The sequence below is a fragment of the Streptomyces sp. NPDC001544 genome (assembly GCF_042894285.1).
Classification (GTDB): domain Bacteria; phylum Actinomycetota; class Actinomycetes; order Streptomycetales; family Streptomycetaceae; genus Streptomyces.
The window spans coordinates 411,207-432,630 of sequence record NZ_JBIAVN010000003.1; the positions used below are offsets into that span (position 1 = coordinate 411,207).

The window sequence follows — 21,424 nt, forward strand, 5'->3', positions numbered from 1 at the left end:
CGTCAATCCTCTCCCAGGACTCTGAGCCCCTTGCGGATACCAGCCTCGAAACCAGGAATCTTACCGACTTCCTTTTCGATCGAACGTGGCAGGCCGTGAAACTTTCCTTCGTCGAAATCGTACTGGTACTTTGCGGCGGGATTGCTCTGGTCCTGAAAATGCAGCTGCCCGGCTCGCTGCCCTGGATTCGGATTCTCGACGTCGATCCGGTACGGCCCGTGGTTCCACATGGTCTTGCTCGTCACCTGGGTCCCGTTGGCACCGATCATGCCGCGTGGCGGACGTTCCTTGATCCCATACAGTTCGCGCATATCGCGAATCCGCTGTTCCACTTTGTCCGGGTGGTACGGATCGTCCTTGAAAGCAGGCTGGGAGGTGTGCCCCCTGGGGGGCTCGCACTTCAGTCCGAGCGGGTCGACCCATATATGCGGATTCGGGACGTACGCGGCCGGGTTCGGGGACGGGACAAGTCCCAGGGGATCCGGGGTGACGTAGCGGGCGGTTTCGGGGTCGTAGTGGCGGAAGTAGTTGTAGTGAAGACCAGTTTCGGGGTCGTAGTACTGCCCAGGGAACCGCAGTGGTGTGTAGGCCGTACTGTTCTTTGCCCAGGCGGTGTTCCCCCACAGAGTGGCACGAGTGTGCCAGGCGATCTCACCTTGTTCGTCGAGGAGTTCGCTGGGGCTGCCGACAAGGTCGGTGACGATGGCGAAGAAACGGGAGTCGATCTCCTGCTGGGTTGCGTTGGCCGCGACGATACGTTCTGTCTGAATAACCGGCCGGTGATCTTGGTGGTCCCAGGTGAGGGTAACCAGGTGTGGCAGATCGGTGGTCGTGGTGGTCTGCTCGCACAGAACTGTGCCGTCCCAGGTGAAGTCCACCCGTTCGGCGATGGCTCCGCGGTCGTGAGCGAGGCGGAGTTTGGCGATGCGTCGCCCCAAGGGGTCGTAGCGATAACGCCATTGCGAACCGTCCGGGGTCGTCACGGAGATCAGGCGGTCCTCGGCGTCCCACATGTAGCGCCACACGTCGGGTTTGCGGGACAGGCGGGTCTTTTGGCGCAGGGTGATGCGGCCCAGGGCGTCGTGTTCGTAGCGGACCTGCCCGGCACGGATGAGACGGGTGCCCGCGTAGGTGCGCACGCCGGTCGCTTCCTGGCCGGGGTGACCCGCCGGCCAGGAAGCCGACGTCTGGTTGCCTGCGGTGTCGTAGGCGTACGTTTCGGTCCAATTCGCCGCATGGACGGCCGTCACTCGGCCTGTCGCGTCCAGATCGAAGCGGCGGGCGCCCGAGAGTTCGTCCTCGACACCTGTCAGGTGGCCGTCGGCGCGGTAGGTGTACCTGCGGTGTTGCACCCTGCGACCGACCGGACCCAGCACGGACTGGGACGTCAGGCGGCCGAGGGCGTCGAAGGAGTGTTCCAGAGTAAGAGGGCCGATGCGGCGAGAGAGCTCACGGCCCGCCTCGTCGTAGTGGAAGTCGATGTTCCGGCCGGAGGCGATCATGCCGGTGTGACGCCCGGCCGCGTCGTAGGACCAGTTCGTCGTGGCGCCGGTCGGTGTGGTGCGGCCGACGCGGCGACCCAGCTCGTCGTAGGTGAATGTCAGCGTCCGGCCGTCGACCTTCTCCGAGACCACGCGGCCGTAGCGGTCGCGCAGGATGGTGAGCGTGGTGCCGTCAGGACCCGTGGCCAGCGCCAGCTGGTCGGTGAAGTCGTAGGCGTACGTCGTGACCTGCCCAGCGGCGTCCTTGCGCACGACCTGGCCCAGCTCATTGCGCTCGAAGGTGATCGTCTGGCCAATCGCGTTGGTGCGCGAGGAGAGGCGGCCCGCCAAGTCGTACTCGTACGTAAGGGTGCGGCCGTCGAAGTCCCTCTCCGTAACTAGTCGCCCCGCCGGGTCGTACTCGTAGCTCCAGGTCAGACCCTGTGGATTGGTGACCTGTGACAGGCGCAGTTCGGTGTCGTGCCGGAACTCGTAGCGCGCCCCGTCCGGGCCGGTCCGGGCGCTGGGCAGGTCGAAGTGGGTGTACTCGAATTGGGATACACCGCCCATGGGGTCGGTGTGGCTGGTGCAGTTGCCCTCGCCGTCGTACGTCCAGGTCTCAGTCGTGCCATCCGGGGCCGTGCTGCGGGTCAGGTGGCCCTCCACTGTCCACTCCAGGCGTGTGGTGGCGCCGGTCGGATCAGTGATCGCGACGGTGCGCCCGAAGGCGTCGCGTGCGTATCGGGTCATAGCACCGGCCGGGTCCGTCACCTCCAGTGGCAGCCCGGCCCGGTTGCACACGATGCCGGTGGTGTGGCCGAGCGGGTCGGTCATCGCAGCCAGGTGGCCTGCCGCGTCATAGGAGAGGCGAGTGGTCTGCCCGGACGTGTCCGTGACAGAGGTGAGGTTGCCCTTTTCGTCAAAAGTTTGCGAGGTGACCGTGCCGTCTGCGTTGACCAGCTTTACCGGCAGTCCAAGGGCGTTGTACTCAGCCCTCGCTTCGCGGCCGTCCGGGCGGGTCACTATGAGCAGGTTCCCTGCGTCGTCGTAACCGAACGAGGTCGTGTGTCCGAGAGGATCGGTCTGGGACAGCAGGCGGTTGTAGCGGTCGTGGACGTACTGGATGGTAGCGCCGAGGGCGTCCGTCTCGGCTACCACCTGGCAGCGGCGGTTGACCAGGTAACGGGTGATGTGGCCGTGCGAGTCGGTGATGGTTGTGCTGTGCTCGCCTGTGTCCGGGTCGACCGGTCCGTAGGTGAAGGTGGAGCGCAGGTGGCCGGCGGCGCCAGACTGGTGTGTGCAGCGGTCCTGGTCGTCGTAGGTGTAAGTGAAGTGGCTGTCGTTGGTGTCGGTCCAGGAGGTGATGCGGCCTGCTTCATCGTAGGCATACCGCGTGGGCTGGCCTGAGGAGTTGATGACCTCGGTGAGATGGCCATCCACGTAGCGATAGCGGATCAGCTCCTGGTCACTGCCGTCCGCTGCGCCACCGGCCAGGTGCAAGGCGGTGACTCGGCCATCGGTCGTCGAAAGCAACAGGTGGTAGCCGCCGCTGTGGGTGAGCTGCCGGGGCGTGCCGTCGGCGTCGTACTCGAACGCGATCCAGTCGCCGTTGCGGTCGTCGAGTTGCTCGAGCAACGCCAGGGTGTCGGAGCGATCAGCGAAGTGCCGTACCTGGCCCGATTTCGGGTCGGTGAGGGTGTAGCCGTCGTCGGTGCGGTCCAGGGGCCAGCGCGGGCCGTGGGTGGGCAGGGTCGGCACGCCCGGTGCTGGGTGCGGGTAGGCGAGCGTCAGGCCGTCCTCGCCGACGAAGACCACGCCCTCGGCGTCGATCTCCAGGCGCTGGTCGAGTGTGGAGGACCAGGTCGGGCCGAACCAGCCGCCGAGACGGTACGACGACTCGAACTGCCGCTTGAACACAAGCGGCAGCCGGGCCGCCGGGAGAGAGGCATCGGTCTGCGGCAGTACCATCCGGCCGGTGGCGACGTCGACGGGGTCCTTCGCGCAGACCTTTTCACCCGGCCGCCGGGAGACGTCCTCGGCCCCTTCCTCCACGGCGTTCCGGGCGGTCTTGCGCAGCCCCTGCTCCGCCACGCCCTCCGCGCCCTCTTTCAGCGCGAGCCGCAGCCCGCCCCGGGCCAGTCCCGCGCCCTTGGTGCCGATCAGTTCCGGGATCATGCGGCCGACGAACTCCGAGGGGTCCTTCTTGAAGCCGTCCACGGCGGCCTGGACGACCCGTTCGGGATGCGCGGCGGTGGACACCAGGCCGGAGAGCGTCATGCTGACGTTCTGCATGTAGGCGGCCGGGTGGGTCAGGTTGTAGGGGTCCATCGGGTCGAGGCCGCGGGCGAAGTTGACCAGGCCGGCGGTGCCCTTGAGGGCGCCGCCCACCACGTGGGTGAGTTCGGTGTTGGCCGCTTGGAAACCGTCTTTGAAGTCGTTGCCGAGGCGGTCCAGGGGCGGGGGTTCGGCGGGCGCGTGGGCGAGGGCTGCCTTGACCTTGCCCTGTGCTTCGGAGGCGGCGGTGTTGCGCTGTTTGCGGGCCTCGGCGAGTTTCTGGGCGGCGGCCTTGATGTCGGCCGTGCCCGGATCGTGGAACGGCTCGGGCTTGGGGCCGGGGTCCTCGTTGGCCTTGATCTTGGCGTTGTAGGCGTCGACCTTCTTGTTGTAGGCGTCGACGGCGTCCTTGGACGCCTGCACACCCTTCTTGTAGAGCTCGACGGCCTCCTTGGCCTGGCCTTGCGCCCACTTGACGGTGTCCGCGTACGACTCCAGCGCCCCCGCCGCCGCGTCGCACGCCTCCGCCGCCTGCGCCCACTTGGTGGGGTGCACGCCGAACTTCTCCCGGAACGCGTCACCGCCCTCGCCCTGCCAGCCGGAGGAGTCGACCTTCCGCAGCCCCGAACTCACCTTGTCGAACGCACCGTGGAAGTCCCGCAGGTGCTTGGCACTCTCCCGGATCTTGTCCGGACTGCCGTGGACGAGTTCGTTGGGCTCCTCGGTCTGGCCGAGCTGCTGCTCGCCCGGGGTGGCCCCCAGGTCGGAGGCGATGCCGTCGCCCCAGTCCTCCACACTGTCGGCCCAGTCGTGCGCACCGACCTTGTCCAGGCCCTCACCCACCTTGTCGGTGGCCCAGTCCACGCCCTCGCCGAGCTTCTTCTTGCCCGCGTCGTAGAGGTCCTCGGCACCGCCCAGCACCGAGTTGGTGATGTCCCCGATCCCCATCAGCCCTCACCGCCCTGCTGCCCAGCGGCCTCGGCCCGGGCCTCTGGGGAGGGGCCGAAGGTGTCGTCCAGGTACTGGTTGTACTCCTGGTCGGAGACACCGAACGCGCTGTGCAGGTTCTCCGGGTTGATGCGCAGCGGCCCGGCGGTGCTGGAGGTCATCACGTCCCGGCCCGCGTCCTTCCAGCCCTGCTCGCTGTTGGCCAGCGCCTGGTCGAAGGAGGCCTTGCTGTAGTCCACGTCCCCGCCGAACGCACCGGACTTCGCGATGTCACCCCAGCCCATCCGCTCGACCTCCTCCTCGGAGGCGTACGGATTGCCGATGGCCGCGTTCTCGACGACCTTGAAGGTGCCCTTCACATACTGGTCGTTCTCGTAGTACGTGCCCGCCGCCAGACCCGTCTTCACAGCGAACCCGTTGCCCTCGTTGATCAGCGAGCGCACGCCCCACTCCCAGCGCTCGCAGAACGACTTGAACTCCCCCGTCAGCCCCTCGTGCCCGAGTTCCAGCCCGGACAGGGCGATGTCGCTGAACCCGCGCCCGGCTCCGGCCTCGCCGACCATGCCGAGCTCCTTGAGCTCACCCAGCGCATCGGTCAGACCCTTGGCGATCAGACCGAGCCCGTCCGTCGCCAGGTCCTTACCGCCACCGCTCATGCCCCGTCCCCCGTCTCCGCATCGATGTCGACCGCCGCCCTGTCCGGCACGATCCCCCGCACCGGCGGGAAGACCATGCCGTCCTCCCCGTCCGCACAGTCCAGCGCCACCCCGCACGGCACCCCGGCCGCGGGCACCGCCACGTCCAACAGACGGGCACCAAGGACCGTCTGATACGCCCACTCACGCGCCGCCTCACCGCGCGCCACGGCATAACGGGCCAGCGCCTGCTCGTCCGAGAACGCGAGGATGAAACGGACACCGTTCAAGTCGGCCGTCAGCAGACCCCGTTCACCGTCCAGGCCAGGACCGTCGCCCAGCGGCACCAGAACCGCCGTACGCCGGAACTCACCCAGCAGCACGGCGAACTCGCGGCGCCTGCGCGAAATCGCGTCCGCGGCGTCGGCGGAGGGCGCCGCGGGATCGGGCGAAGTGGCGCCCTCGGGCCTCTCCGCTCCGGTCGCCTCCGGCTGGTCGGGGCGGGCCAGGTCCACGTAGTCGTACAGCCGGGATCTGGGCAGTCGTGCCGCGGAGTCGGTGTCACCCCCGTGTTCGAACATGCCTCGGATCATCACACTGGGGTTCCGCCGACTGCAAGGAAGTACGTGCCTCACCGTTCGGATACGGCCGCAAACCACCCGCGACGATCAGCACTGGGTGTTCAGGCCTGCGTTCCTTGGGGCCCGCCGGCAGCCGGAGACGACGTTGACGAGGATCTTCGGTTCCGTCTTTCCCGGGCGCGAACGTGCTGCGCCCGCACCGGCGCAGCAGCCTCAGGGTGGGCGACGAGGGTGATGCGTGGTCAGGCGGCGGTGGTGCGGCGGGAGCGGGCCCGCAAGAGGAGCGCGATGCCGGCTGCCGCGGTGAGGAGTACGCCGCCGGCGGCCCAGGCCAGGGTGGGTGTGCGCGATGACCTGGTTGAGTGCTGCGCCAGGCACTTGCTTCCGGGGGCGGCGGGGGCGATGCGGAGTCGGGCCCAGGGTTTGGCGGGGCCGGTCTGGTCGACGTCGTGCCGGTAGACGACGTAGATGCCGGGTACGGGTTGGCAGGTCAGGGTGGTGGTGGCGGTCAGGACGGCTTTGGCGCCGCGCAGTACGGGGTGGTCGGTGAAGGCGCGGGAGGTGAGGGTGATGTCTCCGTCCGATCCCTCGTCGTCGTTGTCCGTGATCGTGATGCGGCTGCCGGCCCGGAACGTCCGCACGTCCCATTGCGACTGGGGCCACGTCCTGTCCGGAGCCCAGCGTTCCTCCAGCTTGGGCGGAGGCAGTTTCCTGACCTTGTTCCGGCAGGCGCGGCGTGCCGCCTCGTCGGCGGGCTCCACGCGCACCCGTGCCCATCGGAACGGATGCTCGTCCGGGCCCACGTCTCCAGCGCCGCGCCGCGTCACCGGGTAGGTGCCAGGACGGGCGTCGCAGGCAATGGTGACGGTGGTGGTCAGCACCGGATCCCTCATGCGCAGCTTCCCTGCCGCGACGAATGCGGGGGAGTTGATGGTTGCGAGGTAGGTGACGTCGCTGGCCTTGTCGTTGACCGTCAGTGTGTCGCCGGGATGCACCGAGCGGACGCTTCCGAACGGAAGCGAGGGTCCGGGTGGGGATGCCGAGGCCGGCCCGGCCGCCAGGAAGGGGAGCAGGAGGGGGAGTGCCGCCCACGCGGTCTTGCGGAGTCGGTCCATCGGCACACCCTGTCCTCTTATTTGATGACAAGCCAGTTGTTACTTAGTAGTACATTATGGTCACGCGATCGAACATGTATGCGGGTTCGAGTGGTTGGGGCCCGCTCACGTTCGGCCCTCTCCAAGACGGAAAGGCATCTTCTTGCGTTCCAGATACAGATGGATTCCAGCCCTTGCTCTGGGACTGGGTGTAGGCATTCTCGGCACGGGGACGGCATGGGCCGGGACAGGCGATCCGTCACCAGCGGTCTCCGCCCCGCCGAGGGCCTCTGCATCACCGGGGACTCCCGGCGCCGGGCCTCAGGTCCCGCCGACGCTGCCCTCGCCGTCGTCGACAGTCGCGGGGGCCGTCGACCCGACCGGCTCCGCCACCCCCTCGGACTCCTCGACGCAGCCCGCCGAACCGAACACTTCCCCCTCCCCCTCGGGGCCGAGTCTGAGCGAGGAGGAGAAGTACTGGACGGCTGAACGCATGGCCGACGCCGTCCCGATCGATGCCCCGCCGGACCCTGCTCAGGCCGCCTCGAAGCACGGCATCACCGCAGCCGTCACGAAACGGCCGCCGCCATCGGGCACCCCCACCCCGGAGCACTTCCTCGGCCACCCGATGATCGGCACGTTCTTCTTCGACGGGACGCCGCTGGGCGGCAAGAAGACATACTGCACGGGTAGCGTCGTGCACACGGCCGCCAAGGACATCGTCCTCACCGCCGGACACTGCGGCCTCGGTCTGAAGTCGGCCACCCACCGCATCTTCGTGCCGCGGTACCGCATCGGGAAGCCCGCCGCCGAGCAGCCGGACGGCGTGTTCCCGGTGTCCCGGCTCTACATAGACCCGCGCTACGAGAGGAACAGCAAGAAGGCGGTCTCCGACCTCGACCTGGCCTTCGCTCAGGTCGGCTCCAACAGCCGGGGCAAGGTGGAGGATGTCACGGGAGCCCTGACGTTCACGCCGACCAGCAGCTACCACCACGAGGTCACCGTCATCGGCTATCCCGACGACGTCAGCGTCAACCCCGACCATGTGCCGGTCCGATGCCCCGTCAGCACCTCCCAACTGCCGGGCTTCAGGCAGATGCGCATGACCTGCCAGGGCTTCTACGGCGGTGTCTCCGGCGGCCCGTGGATCGAGGACTACAACAGCACCACCGGCACCGGCAAGGTCATCGGCAACACCGGCGGATACAACGGCGGCGGCAACGACGCCAACGACGACTGGGTGACGTATGCGCCGGTCTACGGCAAGGACGCCCAGGAGCTGTTCGCCGACGCCGCCGCGCATCGGAACGTGGATGACCACAAACCGCCGTACCAGGCGTCCGGGGACCCCTGGCTGCCCGGTCCCGCATCCACCTGGCAGCACGCGAAGCTGCTGGCCTCCGGCGACTTCCGCCAGACCGGCCACAGCGACATGATCGTCGTCTGGACCGACGGCGAGGTCACGCTCTACCCCGGCAACGGACACGGCGGCTACGACACCGAGCGGCAGCTGCTGGCCTCCAACAGCACGTGGACCCACGCGGCGACCATCACCGCCGGTGACTTCACCGGGTCCAACCAGTCCGATCTGATGGTGCGCTGGTCCGACGGAGAGGTGACCCTCTACGGTGACGTCGGCTCCAAGGGACTGAACTGGGCCGGCACCCAGATGATCAAACCCAACGACCTCTGGAAGAACGCGATTCAGATCGCGGCGGGCCGATTCAACGCCTCCCAGTACGTCACCGACCTGATCGTGCGCTGGGTCGACGGCGAACTGACCCTCTACACCAACGTCAGCGCCGGCACCTTCGGCCAGGAACACCAGCTGAAGCCGAAGAACGACACCTGGAAGGACGCCACACTCCTGACCGCCGGTGAGTTCTCCGGCAACCAGAAGTGGGACCTCATGGTGCGCTGGACCGACGGCGAACTCGACAACTACGTCGGCACCACCACCTCCGGCCTCGGTACCGAGCAGCGCATCCTGGACCCCAACGGGACCTGGACCCACGACGCGGCCATGACCACCGGTGACTACACCGGCAACAACCGCACCGACGACCTCGTCATCCGCTGGTCCGACGGCGAGACCACCATGTACACCGACACCGGCACCGACCACCTCGGGTCCGAGCACATGCTCGTCGCCCCCACCTCCTGAACCGACCGGCACCCCCCGGGCCGGACGCGGAACACCGCGCGAAGCCCGGGGGACCGAGGTACCGGAGCAACGGCCGGACCCACTCTGACTACTGAGCGGGGCCGCAAGGTCGAGGCGTGGGGTCCGCCTCCCAGGTCCGCAGATGACCGAATGCACAACCTGCCCCGATTTGGCGTGAGTTGCGCAAAGACAGTTACCGCCCAGCTATCCAAACGCTGTTCTCCGCTCACGTAGCCGTGGTTACAGTGCTCACGAAGTCACGCAGTGAAGTCGTCCCGAGCGGGGCAGTAACACAGCCAGGGTCGACGGGTGTGAAGAGCGGGGAGCTGCGCGTGCCAACTGCCATTGCCGTGACCAGCGCCGACATGGCGCTGCCGCCGCAGGATGAGCGGACCGTGCCCGCGGTCGTGCTGCGGGATCTGGACCAGCGGCCGATCGAGGACGCCCTGGCCGAACTCCAGGCGCTCGTCGAGCAGCATGGGCACGTCATCGTGGTGGCCTCGCGGGCCGTCCCCGAAGGGGTGATCCGGCGGCTGTACACCCTTCGTTCGCTCATGGAGAGCGACCGCATCGCCCTGTTCCGCCCCGAACTGCCACCCCTCGGCATCGCCGTCCTCGCCCGCCAGTTGCGTCAGCTCGCCTCCTGCGACCTCAGCCCGGGGGTGCTCGCCTCCGCCGGCCGGCTGCTCACCCACTACATCCACGCCGGGGCCGTCCTCGGCTCCGTCGCCAGACTGGACCGCGTACCGGTCGACCTCAAGGCGCACGCCAAGTCCTGGATGCCCGGCAGCCAGTTCGCGGTGGTCGCCCACCCCGAGCCGCAACTGGTGCGGGTCGGGCCCGACGCGACCCTCGGCGGCCCGGAGTTCGGCACCTGGTTGCTGGTCGCCAAGGGGCAGCTGCAGTCCGAGTGGGTCGGGGGAGCGCTGGCGAAGTCGTGGGGGGTGCAGGGCCTGCGGGAGGCCCCGCTGCCCGCCGAGTCCCCGTCCTGGTGGGGGACCGGCAAGGTGGTCGAGTTCTGCAGTCATCTGGCCGACCTGTCCGTTCTCTACCAGTTGGTCACCTCGGTGCGGCGGGGGAGCTGCCACTGGTGCGGCATCGACGTCATCGGTGACCGCTGCGTCTTCTGCTCGGCCGGCCCGCCCGTCCACGAACCGCCCGCCCCCCGGGCCCTGGAACAGCGCACGCCCGCCTGACGAAGCGCCGCACACGGCACCCCGCACAGCCATCGCTCAGCCCCGACCCCGCTCGACCGATTCCCCCAATGAGGTTGCACGGTTCATGAACTCCCGTCAGCGCCGCGGCGTGATACTCCTGATTTTGTCGGTCCTCTGCGCCCTCGGCGCGTTCGCCGGTGTGCTCTCCGTCGTCCACGACGTGCAGTCCAAGGTCGGTCCCGAGGTCACCGCGTACCGGGTGCGGTCCAGGGTGGCGCCCTACGCGCCGCTGAATCCGGGCCAGTTCGAGCAGATCAAGATGCCCAAGCGGTGGCTGTCCTCCAACGCCGTCACCAGCCTCCGCCAGATCGAGGGCAAGATCGCGGTGACCACCCTGGAGAAGGGCTCGCTGCTGCAGACCGACATGGTCGTCGACCAGCCCGCGCTGCAGGCCGGCCAGCAGGAGGTCGCGATCATGATCGACGCGGCCACCGGGGTCGCCGGCAAGATCACCCCGGGCTCCCGGGTCAACGTCTACGCCACCTTCCAGGGCAAGAAGGAGGGCGACCCCGACCAGTCGAAGATCATCGTCACCAACGCCCGGGTCCTCGACGTCGGCCAGATCACCGCCCTGGAGCCCGACAGCAAGAACCAGCAGCAGCCCACCGACGCCGTCCCGATCACCTTCGCGCTGTCCACCGTCGACGCCCAGCGCATCACGTACGCCGAGTCGTTCGCCCAGCGGGTCCGGCTCGCCCTGGTGGCCCCCGGCAGCCAGACCACGGTCCCCGACAAGGACCGCACGTACGAACTCGCGACGGACAAGTGAGAGGCGCCCCGCATGCCCACCAGGATTCTCCCGGCGGTCGGTGACGCGGACGCGGTCCGGTCCCTCACCACCCTGCTCAGCCAGCTCCCGGACGCCGAACCGCTGCCGCCGGTCACCGACTCCACCCAGCTCGTCGACACCCTGGCCCGGCTCGCCGCCGAGTCCGTCGACGAACTGCCCGAGGTCGTCGTCGTACACGAACGCATCGGCCCCGTCCCGGCCCTGGAGCTGATCCGCGAAGTCGGCCTGCGCTTCCCGGCCGTCGGCGTCGTCCTCGTCACCTCCGACGCCGGCCCCCACCTGTTCGCCGCCGCCATGGACTCCGGCGCCCGCGGCCTGGTCACCCTCCCCCTCGGCTACGAGGAACTGGCGATGCGCGTCCAGGCCGTCGCCCAGTGGTCCACCGGGGTACGACGCCATCTCGGCCACGGCGCGGACGTGGTCAGCGGCGCCGGCGGCACCGTCGTCACGGTCAGCGGCGCCAAGGGAGGCGTCGGGACCACCTTCGCGGCCATCCAGCTCGCCCTCGCCGCCCAGGCCTCCGGGCGGAGCACCGCACTCGTCGACCTCGACCTGCAGACCGGCGACATCGCCTCCTACCTCGACGTCCAGTTCCGCCGCTCGGTCGTCGACCTGGCCGTCATCAACGACATCTCCCCGCGCGTCCTCGCCGACGCCGTCTTCCGCCACGAGACGGGGCTCGCCCTGCTGCTCGCCCCCGGTGAGGGCGAACGCGGCGAGGAGGTCACCGACCGCGCCGCCCGCCAGCTCGTCAGCGCCCTGCGCTCCCGCTACGAGGTCGTCGTCGTCGACTGCGGCGCCCAGCTCAGCGGCGCCGGCGCGGTCGCCGTGGAGATGGCCGACACCGCGCTGCTGGTGACCACCCCGGACGTGGTCGCCGTCCGCGCCGCCAAGCGGACGGTACGGATGTGGGACCGGCTGCAGATCCGCAAGGCCGAGGAGACCACGGTCGTCGTCAACCGCCACTCGCGCGCTACGGAGATCCAGCCACCCCTCGTCCAGCGCATCACCGGCACCCCGGTGGCCCGCACCACCGTCCCGGCCAACTTCAAGGAGCTCCAGGCCGCCGTGGACGCGGGGCGGGTCCACGAACTGGACGCCAGGAGCTCGGTGAAGCAGGCCCTGTGGGCGCTCGCGGGGGAGGTGGGGCTGGTCAAGGCGGCCGAGGGAGGCCGACGCGGCCGGGCGCGGGGGGACCGGGGGTCGGTGGGCTTCCGGCGGCGGAAGGAGGCGGGCGGGTGAGACGTTCGGCGGACGACCGGGGTGCGGGCGACCGGGGGCAGGTGAGCATCGAGCTGCTCGGCATGACCCCGCTGATCGTGCTGACGCTGGTGCTCATGTGGCAGTGCGTGCTCACGGGGTACGCCTACACGCTTGCCGGGAATGCTGCGGACGAGGGGGTGCGGGCGGGGACGGCGGTGGCACCGGGGGCAGGGCGTCAGGGCGCTTGTGAGCAGGCGGGGCTGAAAGACCTGTCGGCCGCTTGGAGGGAGGGTGCCAAGGTGAGTTGCACACCGGTCGGCTACGTCCAGGCCGACGTCTCCCTCAAGGTGCCCGTCCTCTTCCCGGGCAGTATCGACTTCCCCGTCACCGTGCACGGACACGCCGGCACCGTGGAGGAGGTGAAGCACTGACATGCGGTACCGCCGTGAACGCCGCCGCGACCAGGGCCAAGTCGCCATCGAGTACCTCGGGTTCGTCCCGATCCTGCTCCTCGTCGGCATGGCCGGCTTACAGATCGGGGTGGTCGCGTACGCCGCCGAGCAGGCGGGGACGGCGGCCCGGGCGGGGGCTCGTGCCGCCTCACTGCAGCTGGGCACCGCTCAGCAGGCGTGCAGGGAAGCGGTCAGCGGTGGGCTCGACGTGCAATGCGGGGAAGAGCCGCAGGGCGACTCCGTCAAGGTGACCGCCAACGTCCACATCCCCTCGATCGTGCCCTTCTGGAAGTTCGGCACCGCCCAGAAGACCGCCACCATGCCGCTAGACCACCCAGCCCAAGGAGCCCCCGCCCCATGAGTCTCCGCGCACGCATCACCACCCCCGAGGAGCACGGCAGCCGGGGCGAGGACGGTCATCTGGTCGCCTCCTACCGGGCCAAACTGCTGGAGGAGATCGACCTCGCGGAGATGAGTTCGCTGGCCGCCGCCGAGCGCAGGGCGCGGCTGGAACGGGTGCTCGGGCACATCATCAGCCGTGAGGGCCCGGTGCTGTCCACGGTGGAGCGCGGCCAGCTGATCCGCCGGGTGGTCGACGAGGCGCTCGGCCTCGGCATCCTCGAACCCCTCCTCGAAGACGCCTCCATCACCGAGATCATGGTGAACGGCCCCGATGCGATCTTCGTGGAGCGTGGCGGCCGGGTCGAGCAGTTGCCGATCCGTTTCGTCTCGCAGGACCAGCTGATGCAGACGATCGAGCGGATCGTGTCGACGGTCAACCGGCGCGTCGACGAGTCGAACCCGATGGTCGACGCCCGTCTGCCCTCCGGCGAGCGCGTGAACGTCATCATCCCGCCGCTGTCCCTGACCGGCCCCACCCTCACCATCCGCCGCTTCCCGCGCTCCTTCACCCTCCAGGAGCTGATCGGCCTGGGCTCGCTGGACGAGCACATGGTGTTCCTGCTGGCGGGTCTGGTGCAGGCGAAGTTCAACATCATCGTCTCCGGCGCCACCGGCACGGGGAAGACCACCCTGCTCAACGCGCTCTCCGGTCTGATCCCGGCGCACGAGCGCATCATCACCATCGAGGACTCGGCCGAACTCCAGCTCCAGCAGTCGCACGTGGTCCGCCTGGAGTCCCGCCCGCCGAACGTCGAGGGCAAGGGCCAGGTCACCATCCGCGACCTGGTCCGCAACTCCCTGCGGATGCGCCCCGACCGGATCGTGGTCGGCGAGGTCCGCGGCGGTGAGTCCCTGGACATGCTGCAGGCGATGTCGACGGGCCACGACGGCTCCCTCGCCACCGTGCACGCCAACAGCGCCGAGGACGCCCTCACCCGTCTGCAGACCCTCGCCTCCATGTCCGACGTCGAGGTCCCCTTCGTGGCGCTGCACGACCAGATCAACAGCGCCGTCGACGTCATCGTCCAGCTCACCCGGTTCGCCGACGGCGCCCGCCGCATCACCGAGATCGCCGTCCTGGACAGCCACGGCGGCGAACCGTACCGACTGGTGACCGTCGCCCGCTTCGACGCCCAGCCGATGACCCACGACGGCCGGGTGTACGGCGCCTTCCAGTACTTCCCGCTGCCGCGCCGCACCGCCGACCGCCTCTACATGGCGAGCCAGCCGATACCCCAGGCCTTCGGCGTCGCCCACACGCTGGACCAGCTGACCACCCGAGAAGCCAGGTAGGCCACCCCCATGGATCTCCATACCCTCGTCAGCCTCACCACCGGCGTCACCCTGCTGACCTGCGTCCTCGCGGTGCTCGGCCTGCACGCCTACGCGTCCGGCCGGGCCCAGCGGGCGGAACTGGTCGACCGGCTGACGTACACCGGCCAGGTCCCCGGCACCGGCCGCCGACGCCGCTTCCGCACACTGGACCGCCGGCTGCGCGGCACCGGACTCGGCAAGAAGCTGGAACTGCGGCTGGCGGCGACCGGCCTGGACGTCACCCCGGGCGAGTTCTTCGCGTACATGCTCGCGACGGTGGCCGCGCTCTGGCTGATCGGCCAGGCCACCCTGGCGCCCTTCTTCGGCCCGCTCGCCGGACTGCTGGGCGTCTGGGCGGCGTGGCAGTTCCTCAACTGGCAACGCCAGAAACGCATCGAGCGCTTCATCAACCAACTGCCCGAGCTCGCCCGCATCCTGGCCAACGCCACCCAGGCCGGCCTGGCCCTGCGCACCGCCATCGGCATGGCCGCGGAGGAGTTGGAGGCCCCGGCGGGCGAGGAACTCGCCAAGGTCGCGGACCAGCTGGCGATCGGTCACTCCATGGACGACGCCCTCGGCGAGCTCGCCGACCGGCTTCCCTCCCGCGAACTGGTCGTCCTGGTCACCACGCTGGTCCTGTCCAACAGGGCGGGCGGACAGGTGGTCAGCGCCCTGCGCAACCTCACGGAGACCCTTGAGGAACGCAAGGAGACCCGCCGTGAGATCCGTACCCAGCTCTCCCAGGTGACCATGACCTCGTACGCCGTCCCGGTCCTCGGCGTCGGCGCCCTGTTCCTGATGAACGGGGTGAAGGACGGCGCGCTCGACCGTATGACCGGCTCGCCGATCGGCCAGGCCTGCGTGCTCATCGCCTTCGCCCTGTACGCGATCGGCTTCGTGCTGATCCGCCGCATGAGCCGCATCGACGTCTGAGGACCTGAGGAGGTGAACGACGGCATGGCCCTGCTCCTCGCGCTCGCCATGGGCATCGGCGTCCTGGGCGCCTTCATGGGCATCCGCATGTACCGGGCGGACGCCAAACTGCCCAGTGACCTCGTGCTGGCCCTGGAGGTCGGCGCGACCCGCACCGGCGCCGCGCACTCCGTGGTCGACCGCATGGGCATGCGCTACGCGCCCGCCGTACTGCGGCTGATGGGCCCCAAGCTGGTCGCCAGGTACCGCCGCAGGATCGACCTCGCGGGCAACCCCGGCGGCCTGACCATCGACCGCTACGCGGCCCGCCGCGCGGTGTACGGGGCGCTCGGCGGCGTGGGCTTCCTGCTCTTCCTCCTGCGCGGCCAGTGGTTCGTCGCCCTGCTCCTGCTGGCCTTCGGCGCGTTCTGGACGGAGGTCGGCATCTGGTCCGCGATCCGCATCCGCAAGGACGTCATCGAGCGGACCCTGCCGGACTTCCTGGACGTCCTCGCGGTCGTGGTCAGCGCGGGCCTCGGTTTCCGACAGGCCCTGGACCGCGTGGCCTCCCGGTACGAGGGACCCTGGGCCGACGAACTGCGCATCACCCTGCGCCAGATGGACCTGGGCGTGAGCCGCCGCGAGGCCTTCAGGGAACTGCGCCGCCGCAACGACTCCGAGCAGGTCGCCATGTTCGTCACGGCGCTCCAGCAGGGTGAGGAACTCGGCGCCCCGATCGTCGACACCCTGGTCGCCCTCGCCAAGGACATGCGCCGCACGGACGCCCAGAACGCCCGCCGCAAGGCCGCCCGCGCGGTACCCCGGGCCACCCTGATGATCACCACCTTCATGGTCCCGGCGACCATGCTCCTCCTCGCCTCGGGCCTGATCCTGGGGTCCGGCGTGGACTTCGGCTCGATCACCGGGAAGTAGAGGAGGTGGGGTGATGGCGATGGCGACGACGAGGTGGCGGGTGGGACCGGTCCGGCGATGGCGGGCCGCCGACGGCGACGAACTCCGACCGGAGCCACCCGCCTCCGAGAAGCTCCAGCTCCGCGCCCTGCAGGCCATGTGCCGCCAGGTTTTCGGCTTCCGCCTCGCCATGATCGCCCTGGCCGCCCCCGCGGCCCTGGTCAACGCCGCCCCCGGCATCGGCGTCCGCCTGGTCGGCGCGGCGGTCGTCGTCACCTTCATGGTGTCGTACGTCCTGTTCAGGGACTGGGAACGCTTCGGCCCCCTCCTCCTGCGCCACCCCAGCCTGCTGGCGGCCGACACCCTGATCGGCTCCCTGCTCCTCATCTCGGCCGGCCCGGACACGACACTCGCGTACGTCAGCGTCTGCACCCCGCTCCTCGCGGGCCTGGTCTACAGCTGGCGGGGAGCGGCGTGCTTCGCCTCCCTCCAGTCCCTGATCCTGCTCCTGGTCCACGCCACGCTGAGGGGACATCAGGACCCGGAGTTGGCCGAGTCGCTGCTCCTGCCCGGCCTGTGCGTCATCACGGGCGCCGTGGGTTCGACCCTGCGCAACCTGATGCTCCGCTTCGGCACGGCCACCCAGGCCCTGACGGAGGTCCAGGCCCGCCTGGCGGTGACGGAGGCGGTGCACGCCGAACGTGCCCGCCTGGCCCGCGAGATGCACGACTCGGTGACCAAGACCCTCTACGGCGTGGCCCTGGCCGCGGACGGCCTGGCGGCCTCGGCGTCCGCGGACAGCAGGGACCCGGCCGTGCTGCGTGCGCAGGCGGAACTGGTGGCCCGGTCGGCGCGCAGGGCGGCGGCCGAGGCCAGGGAACTCCTCACGGACCTCCGCCGGGAGAGCGACCCCGTCGACGGAACGTATGTAGGGACGGAACTCTCCGCGATGGCGAAGGACTTCACGACCCGTACGGGCATCCCGGCGACGTTCCGTTCCCCGGCCGGCCAGGAACCCCCTTCCGTCCCCCCGGCGGTGGCCCGCCAGCTCCTCACGGTCGTCTCGGAGGCGATGGAGAACGCCCACCGCCACGGTTTCCCCACCCACGTCCAGGTAGAAGCCGCTGCCGACGGTGACTTACTGACCCTCACCGTCTACGACGACGGCCGCGGCCTGCCACCGGACACCAGCCTCGACCAGCTGCGCCGCACGGGTCACTTCGGCGTCGTGGGCATGGTCGAACGGGCCGAGTCGGTGGGCGCCCGCATCCGTATCGGCCGGGGTGACCACCCCCGGGGCACGGAGATCCGCCTGGAACTCCCGCTGGCGGCCCTGAGACCCGTACCGTCCGTACCGACCAAGGACGCATGAGAGGAGGGAACCCGATGCCGCCGAATCCGAACCCGACCCCCTCCCCACCGCTGCGCATCGTGGTGGCCGACGACAATCCGGTGGTCCGGGCCGGCCTGACCGCCCTCCTCTCCAGCCGGGAGGACACCACAGTGGTCGCAGAGGCAGCCGACGGCCGCGAGGCCTGCGCCGCGGCCCGCCGCCACCGCCCCGACGTGGTCCTGCTGGACGTCCGCATGCCCGGGGTCGACGGCCTCACCGCCCTCCCGGACCTGGTACGGCTGGCCCCGGTCATGATGCTGACGTACAGCCATGAGTCGGAGACGGTGCGGGAGGCGGTACGGCTGGGGGCGGTCGGCTATCTGGTCCACGGGGAGTTCACGGTGGAGCAACTGGTGAAGGCGGTACGGGACACCACGGCAGGCAGACCGCACTTCACCCCGAGCGCGGCGTCGGCGCTGGCCGCGACGGGATTGCCATGCTCCCCTGCATCTGCACATGCGGTCATGCAACTTCCTGCTGTCCAGGGGCAAATAGCCCACTCGGGTCTTTCGCAACTGCAATCATATGTGGGACAGTCGACCAGGTCGCAGTTCCGGCTGAGCACGAGGGAGGCGGAGATCATGGACCTCATCGCGACGGGCATGAACAACCAGCAGATCGCCGCCGCGTGCTTCATCAGCGAGAAGACGGTCAAGAACCACATCAACCGCATCTTCGCTAAGTTGCAGAGCACCAGCCGCTCCCAGGCGGCCGCCAAGTGGCTGGGGGTGGCGTGAGATGCGGTGGGATTGGGCCCAGGGGCCCTGTGGCGGATGGGGGGTCCGGCCGTACGGTGCCCGGGTCGGTAGCGAACCCGGAGGGGAACACCATGAGCGACCTGATGCTGAAGACGGCCGTGGCGACCAAGGTTCGCGTCAACGGCTGGAAGAACACGACCGCTGGCGCGCTGCGGCGCCGGGCGGGCGACGGGGGGCAGACGGCGGTCGAGTACCTGGGGATCATCGCCGTGGTGGTGGCGATCGTGCTGGCGGTTACGGGGACCAGCATCGGCTCGGCGATCCTCGACAAGATCATGTCGCAGATCAACAAAATCGTTTAGTGCGCTCACGTCTGCACGGCGACGCAGGGCAGGCCTTCCCCATCTACATCACGGTGGTGGCGGGCCTGCTCTTTCTCGCATTCGCGTACCTTGCGGTGGGGCAGGCGGCGGTGAATCGGAACGGTGCCCAGACAGCTGCGGATGCCGCGGCTCTGGCGGCGGCTCAGAGCGCGCGGGACCAGTTCGCGGCGAAGTGGGTGGAAGACATTCTCGATCCCACCAAGTGGCTGAGAGACCTCCATGGGCAGGTGGAGATCGACTCCAGTCTCCCATGCCTGAGGGCCGAGCAGCTTGCCACCCAGAACGACGCGAAGATAGATAATGCTTGCCCTACGGATAATCCTCTGTCCTATTTCTTCACCGTGACGACCAACAAAAACGTGGGATCCTCCGTCGTGCCAGGCACGGAGGATATGAAGTCAACAGCGCATGCCAGAGCGGTAGTAAAGCCACTCTGCAACTTCTCGTCACCCGGCGATAACCCCGGCGGTGAAACGCTGCCAGGACTGACCTGCAAGGGCAACACATACCCCTTGGACCCCGACGACCTCAAGGACCTCCCAAAACCCGAGGATCTCTTCGACGTCTACCTGGCCGACTCACCTGCGAACAACGATTGAAGAAGGAAGCAGAGCGATGAGTGTTCGGTTCACTGCGAAGGCCCGAAGGGGGATGGTCGCATTGACCGTTGCGGCCGGTCTGGCCGTCGGTCTGGCGGGCTGCGGTGGCGGCGGCAGCGAGGACAAGAAACCGCAGACCTTGCCGTCCGTCTCCAAGGGGACTGGATCGAACCCGAGCGCCCAGCAGCAGAAGCCGGACGCACCATTGGCTGAACTCCGGGGGCAAGGTGGTCTGACACTCCAAATCACCGCTGCCGAGAGGGACTCCGGTGGCTTTGTCACGGTGAACGGCGATCTGAAGAACGACGCGTCCCAGTCACTGGTCATCCCGTCCGCTCTTCGCGGCGATGAGACCGAGATCGTGCAGCACGGCACGTCGCTCGGTGGTGCCACTCTGGTGGATTCCAAGGGTAAGAAACGCTATTACGTACTGCGCGATACAGAGGGGCGACCGTTGACGACAATCGGTCTTACCTCGATTCAGTCGGGCCAGACCATCCCTGTCTTCATGCAATTCCCCTCGCCCCCGGCAGGCACCTCCGAAGTAACCCTCCAGCTACCCACCTTCTCCAGCGGCACGATCAAGATCTCCGGGTGAGCCCGCCGTGACCACAACCCGCCACCGCCTCCCCCTCGCGGTAACCGCCGCCGCCTTCCTCCTGCTCGCCCCCACAACCGCCCGCGCCGACGACACCGACCCCAGCGTGCCCCCGGGCACCGAACCCTCGGCCTCCGCCCCCGTGAAGATCGACCCCACCGACCCGGACCTCAAGCTCCCCGAGGGCGCCACCCTCGCGGACCCCAAGGTGCTGGACATCAAGTCGGTCGTCGAGGATCAGAGCGGGGACGAGCGCCGCGAGGACACCAACGCGGACGTGAAGTTCGCCCTGCAGGCGGAGGTGCTGTTCGGCAAGGACAGCTTCAAGCTGAGCGACGACGCAAAGTCCCGTATCCAGGCCATCGCGGACGAGATCAAGAAGCAGAACGCGACCCAGGTCAGGGTCTTCGGCTTCACGGACAACCTGGGCTCCTCGGCCCACGGCGACGTCCTGTCGAGGCAGCGCGCCAACGCCGTGCAGGGCGTCCTCGACCAGGACCTGAACGACGCGAACATCACCTTCGAGGTGCGGGGCTACGGCGAGCAGTACCCGATCGCGGACAACTCGACGGAGGAGGGCCGCAAGAAGAACCGCCGGGTGGAGGTCAGCTTCCCGCGCTCGTAGAGCTGATGGAGCCGGCTGTGGCCGCATAGGCGGTGCGTGGAGGTCGCCGCAAGGCGACGCATTCGCGATCCATACTGTGTGTCGGCAGCTTCGGGGAGGGCATGTCCATGCAGCACACCGGTGGGATCGCACGGGCAGTCAAGCGAGCAGCGGTCGCTGTCGTCGCCGCTGTCCTGATGAGCGGTTGTTCGTCAGACGACCATCCAGCGCGGGCCAAAGAGTGGCAACGGGATTACTGCAGCAAGCTGGGCTCCTGGCAGGACGTCGCGCACGCCACAACGACCGGCGAGGCAGACGCCGACCAGTCGTCCGAGTCCGAGTCCGAGTCCGACGACACCGAGTCGGCAGGACATGCGGTCATCGAGGCCTCGAAGAGGCTTGACCGGGCAGGCCTGGAACACGGAGGAACCCGCATCCTCGACGACACCGTCAACGCGGTCGGCGGCGACGTCGGGGCTGAGGGGCGTGCAGTGTCTTACTGCGACGACTCGGGCTTCGAGACATTGGTCGGTTCGGTGGGCTAGTGCTGTGACCGCAGGGGTTCGCCGGCCAGAGGTCAAAGCAGGTGGTCGGCCTTGCCGGCCTTGATCTCCAGGATGAGGGTGCGGAGTGCTTCGAGGGTGTCGGTGACGTAGTGCTCCTCCTGCCCGGCGACGGCGATGTAGGCGTTGCCTTGGGGGTCGGTGCCTATGCGGAAGCAGTTGTTTCCCTCGCCGCAGAAGGGGTCTTCCCAGCTGATGTCGGTCATG

The 21,424-nt window shown here is 68.8% G+C and carries 22 protein-coding genes; 16 read left to right on the plus strand and 6 right to left on the minus strand.

What is annotated here, in order from left to right:
- Nucleotides 1-2 precede the first annotated feature (2 nt).
- The 5 genes from ACFY0F_RS11885 to ACFY0F_RS11905 all read right to left on the minus strand — a co-directional run bounded on the left by ACFY0F_RS11885 (nucleotide 3) and on the right by ACFY0F_RS11905 (nucleotide 7,508).
- A complete protein-coding gene (locus ACFY0F_RS11885; RefSeq protein ID WP_388792100.1) occupies nucleotides 3-4,703 on the minus strand; it encodes a putative T7SS-secreted protein in 4,701 nt (1,566 codons plus the stop codon).
- The gene (locus ACFY0F_RS11890) at nucleotides 4,703-5,359 is read right to left on the minus strand and encodes a hypothetical protein (protein WP_388792101.1); all 657 of its coding nucleotides are present in this window, start codon (nucleotides 5,357-5,359) and stop codon (nucleotides 4,703-4,705) included. Before ACFY0F_RS11890 ends, ACFY0F_RS11885 begins: the two co-directional genes overlap by 1 nt.
- A complete protein-coding gene (locus ACFY0F_RS11895; protein WP_388792102.1) occupies nucleotides 5,356-5,919 on the minus strand; it encodes a hypothetical protein in 564 nt (187 codons plus the stop codon). The genes ACFY0F_RS11890 and ACFY0F_RS11895 overlap by 4 nt, the downstream gene beginning before the upstream one ends.
- A 242-nt stretch (nucleotides 5,920-6,161) precedes the next feature.
- Entirely contained in the window at nucleotides 6,162-7,034 is an 873-nt protein-coding gene (locus ACFY0F_RS11900) for a hypothetical protein (protein ID WP_388792103.1), read from the minus strand.
- A 300-nt stretch (nucleotides 7,035-7,334) separates the two neighbouring features.
- Nucleotides 7,335-7,508 (minus strand): hypothetical protein, encoded by a 174-nt coding sequence (locus ACFY0F_RS11905; RefSeq protein ID WP_388792104.1) that lies wholly within the window; start codon nucleotides 7,506-7,508, stop codon nucleotides 7,335-7,337.
- On the opposite strand from ACFY0F_RS11905, the gene ACFY0F_RS11910 reads away from it, so the two are divergent.
- From ACFY0F_RS11910 to ACFY0F_RS11985, 16 genes are all read left to right on the plus strand, one after another.
- Complete coding sequence (locus ACFY0F_RS11910) at nucleotides 7,507-9,177, plus strand: trypsin-like serine peptidase (RefSeq protein WP_388792105.1); 1,671 nt, start codon at nucleotides 7,507-7,509, stop codon at nucleotides 9,175-9,177. The genes ACFY0F_RS11905 and ACFY0F_RS11910 overlap by 2 nt on opposite strands.
- Nucleotides 9,178-9,542: 365 nt before the next feature.
- Nucleotides 9,543-10,373, plus strand: coding sequence for a hypothetical protein (locus ACFY0F_RS11915; RefSeq protein WP_388792418.1), 831 nt, complete (start codon nucleotides 9,543-9,545; stop codon nucleotides 10,371-10,373).
- Between the two features lie 85 nt (nucleotides 10,374-10,458).
- The gene (gene cpaB, locus ACFY0F_RS11920; RefSeq protein ID WP_388792106.1) at nucleotides 10,459-11,163 is read left to right on the plus strand and encodes a Flp pilus assembly protein CpaB; all 705 of its coding nucleotides are present in this window, start codon (nucleotides 10,459-10,461) and stop codon (nucleotides 11,161-11,163) included.
- Nucleotides 11,164-11,175: 12 nt separating this feature from the next.
- Nucleotides 11,176-12,426, plus strand: a complete 1,251-nt coding sequence (locus ACFY0F_RS11925; RefSeq protein ID WP_388792107.1) for a CpaE family protein — start codon at nucleotides 11,176-11,178, stop codon at nucleotides 12,424-12,426.
- Between the two features lie 62 nt (nucleotides 12,427-12,488).
- The gene (locus ACFY0F_RS11930; protein WP_388792420.1) at nucleotides 12,489-12,818 is read left to right on the plus strand and encodes a pilus assembly protein; all 330 of its coding nucleotides are present in this window, start codon (nucleotides 12,489-12,491) and stop codon (nucleotides 12,816-12,818) included.
- 1 nt (nucleotide 12,819) lies between these two features.
- Nucleotides 12,820-13,200, plus strand: coding sequence for a TadE/TadG family type IV pilus assembly protein (locus ACFY0F_RS11935; RefSeq protein WP_388792108.1), 381 nt, complete (start codon nucleotides 12,820-12,822; stop codon nucleotides 13,198-13,200).
- Entirely contained in the window at nucleotides 13,197-14,534 is a 1,338-nt protein-coding gene (locus ACFY0F_RS11940; protein ID WP_388792109.1) for a CpaF family protein, read from the plus strand. The genes ACFY0F_RS11935 and ACFY0F_RS11940 overlap by 4 nt, the downstream gene beginning before the upstream one ends.
- A 9-nt stretch (nucleotides 14,535-14,543) precedes the next feature.
- A complete protein-coding gene (locus tag ACFY0F_RS11945) occupies nucleotides 14,544-15,488 on the plus strand; it encodes a type II secretion system F family protein (RefSeq protein ID WP_388792110.1) in 945 nt (314 codons plus the stop codon).
- Nucleotides 15,489-15,512: 24 nt separating this feature from the next.
- Nucleotides 15,513-16,400: a DUF5936 domain-containing protein gene (locus ACFY0F_RS11950; protein WP_388792421.1), complete on the plus strand. Its 888-nt coding sequence runs from the start codon at nucleotides 15,513-15,515 to the stop codon at nucleotides 16,398-16,400.
- Between the two features lie 136 nt (nucleotides 16,401-16,536).
- A complete protein-coding gene (locus ACFY0F_RS11955) occupies nucleotides 16,537-17,751 on the plus strand; it encodes a sensor histidine kinase (protein WP_388792423.1) in 1,215 nt (404 codons plus the stop codon).
- On the plus strand, nucleotides 17,748-18,509 hold the full coding sequence (locus tag ACFY0F_RS11960; RefSeq protein ID WP_388792111.1) for a response regulator: 762 nt from the start codon (nucleotides 17,748-17,750) through the stop codon (nucleotides 18,507-18,509). The genes ACFY0F_RS11955 and ACFY0F_RS11960 overlap by 4 nt, the downstream gene beginning before the upstream one ends.
- A gap of 92 nt (nucleotides 18,510-18,601) precedes the next feature.
- Nucleotides 18,602-18,832, plus strand: coding sequence for a hypothetical protein (locus ACFY0F_RS11965; RefSeq protein WP_388792112.1), 231 nt, complete (start codon nucleotides 18,602-18,604; stop codon nucleotides 18,830-18,832).
- Entirely contained in the window at nucleotides 18,832-19,452 is a 621-nt protein-coding gene (locus tag ACFY0F_RS11970; protein ID WP_388792113.1) for a pilus assembly protein TadG-related protein, read from the plus strand. The genes ACFY0F_RS11965 and ACFY0F_RS11970 overlap by 1 nt, the downstream gene beginning before the upstream one ends.
- Nucleotides 19,453-19,468: 16 nt before the next feature.
- Nucleotides 19,469-20,050 carry a hypothetical protein gene (locus ACFY0F_RS11975; RefSeq protein WP_388792114.1) on the plus strand — a complete coding sequence of 194 codons (582 nt, stop codon included), beginning with the start codon at nucleotides 19,469-19,471 and terminating at the stop codon, nucleotides 20,048-20,050.
- A gap of 7 nt (nucleotides 20,051-20,057) precedes the next feature.
- A complete protein-coding gene (locus ACFY0F_RS11980; RefSeq protein ID WP_388792115.1) occupies nucleotides 20,058-20,675 on the plus strand; it encodes an OmpA family protein in 618 nt (205 codons plus the stop codon).
- A 107-nt stretch (nucleotides 20,676-20,782) separates the two neighbouring features.
- On the plus strand, nucleotides 20,783-21,199 hold the full coding sequence (locus tag ACFY0F_RS11985; protein ID WP_388792116.1) for a hypothetical protein: 417 nt from the start codon (nucleotides 20,783-20,785) through the stop codon (nucleotides 21,197-21,199).
- 32 nt (nucleotides 21,200-21,231) lie between these two features.
- Here ACFY0F_RS11985 and ACFY0F_RS11990 read toward each other — a convergent pair whose 3' ends face one another.
- Nucleotides 21,232-21,423: a hypothetical protein gene (locus ACFY0F_RS11990; protein WP_388792117.1), complete on the minus strand. Its 192-nt coding sequence runs from the start codon at nucleotides 21,421-21,423 to the stop codon at nucleotides 21,232-21,234.
- Between the last annotated feature and the right edge of the window lies 1 nt (nucleotide 21,424).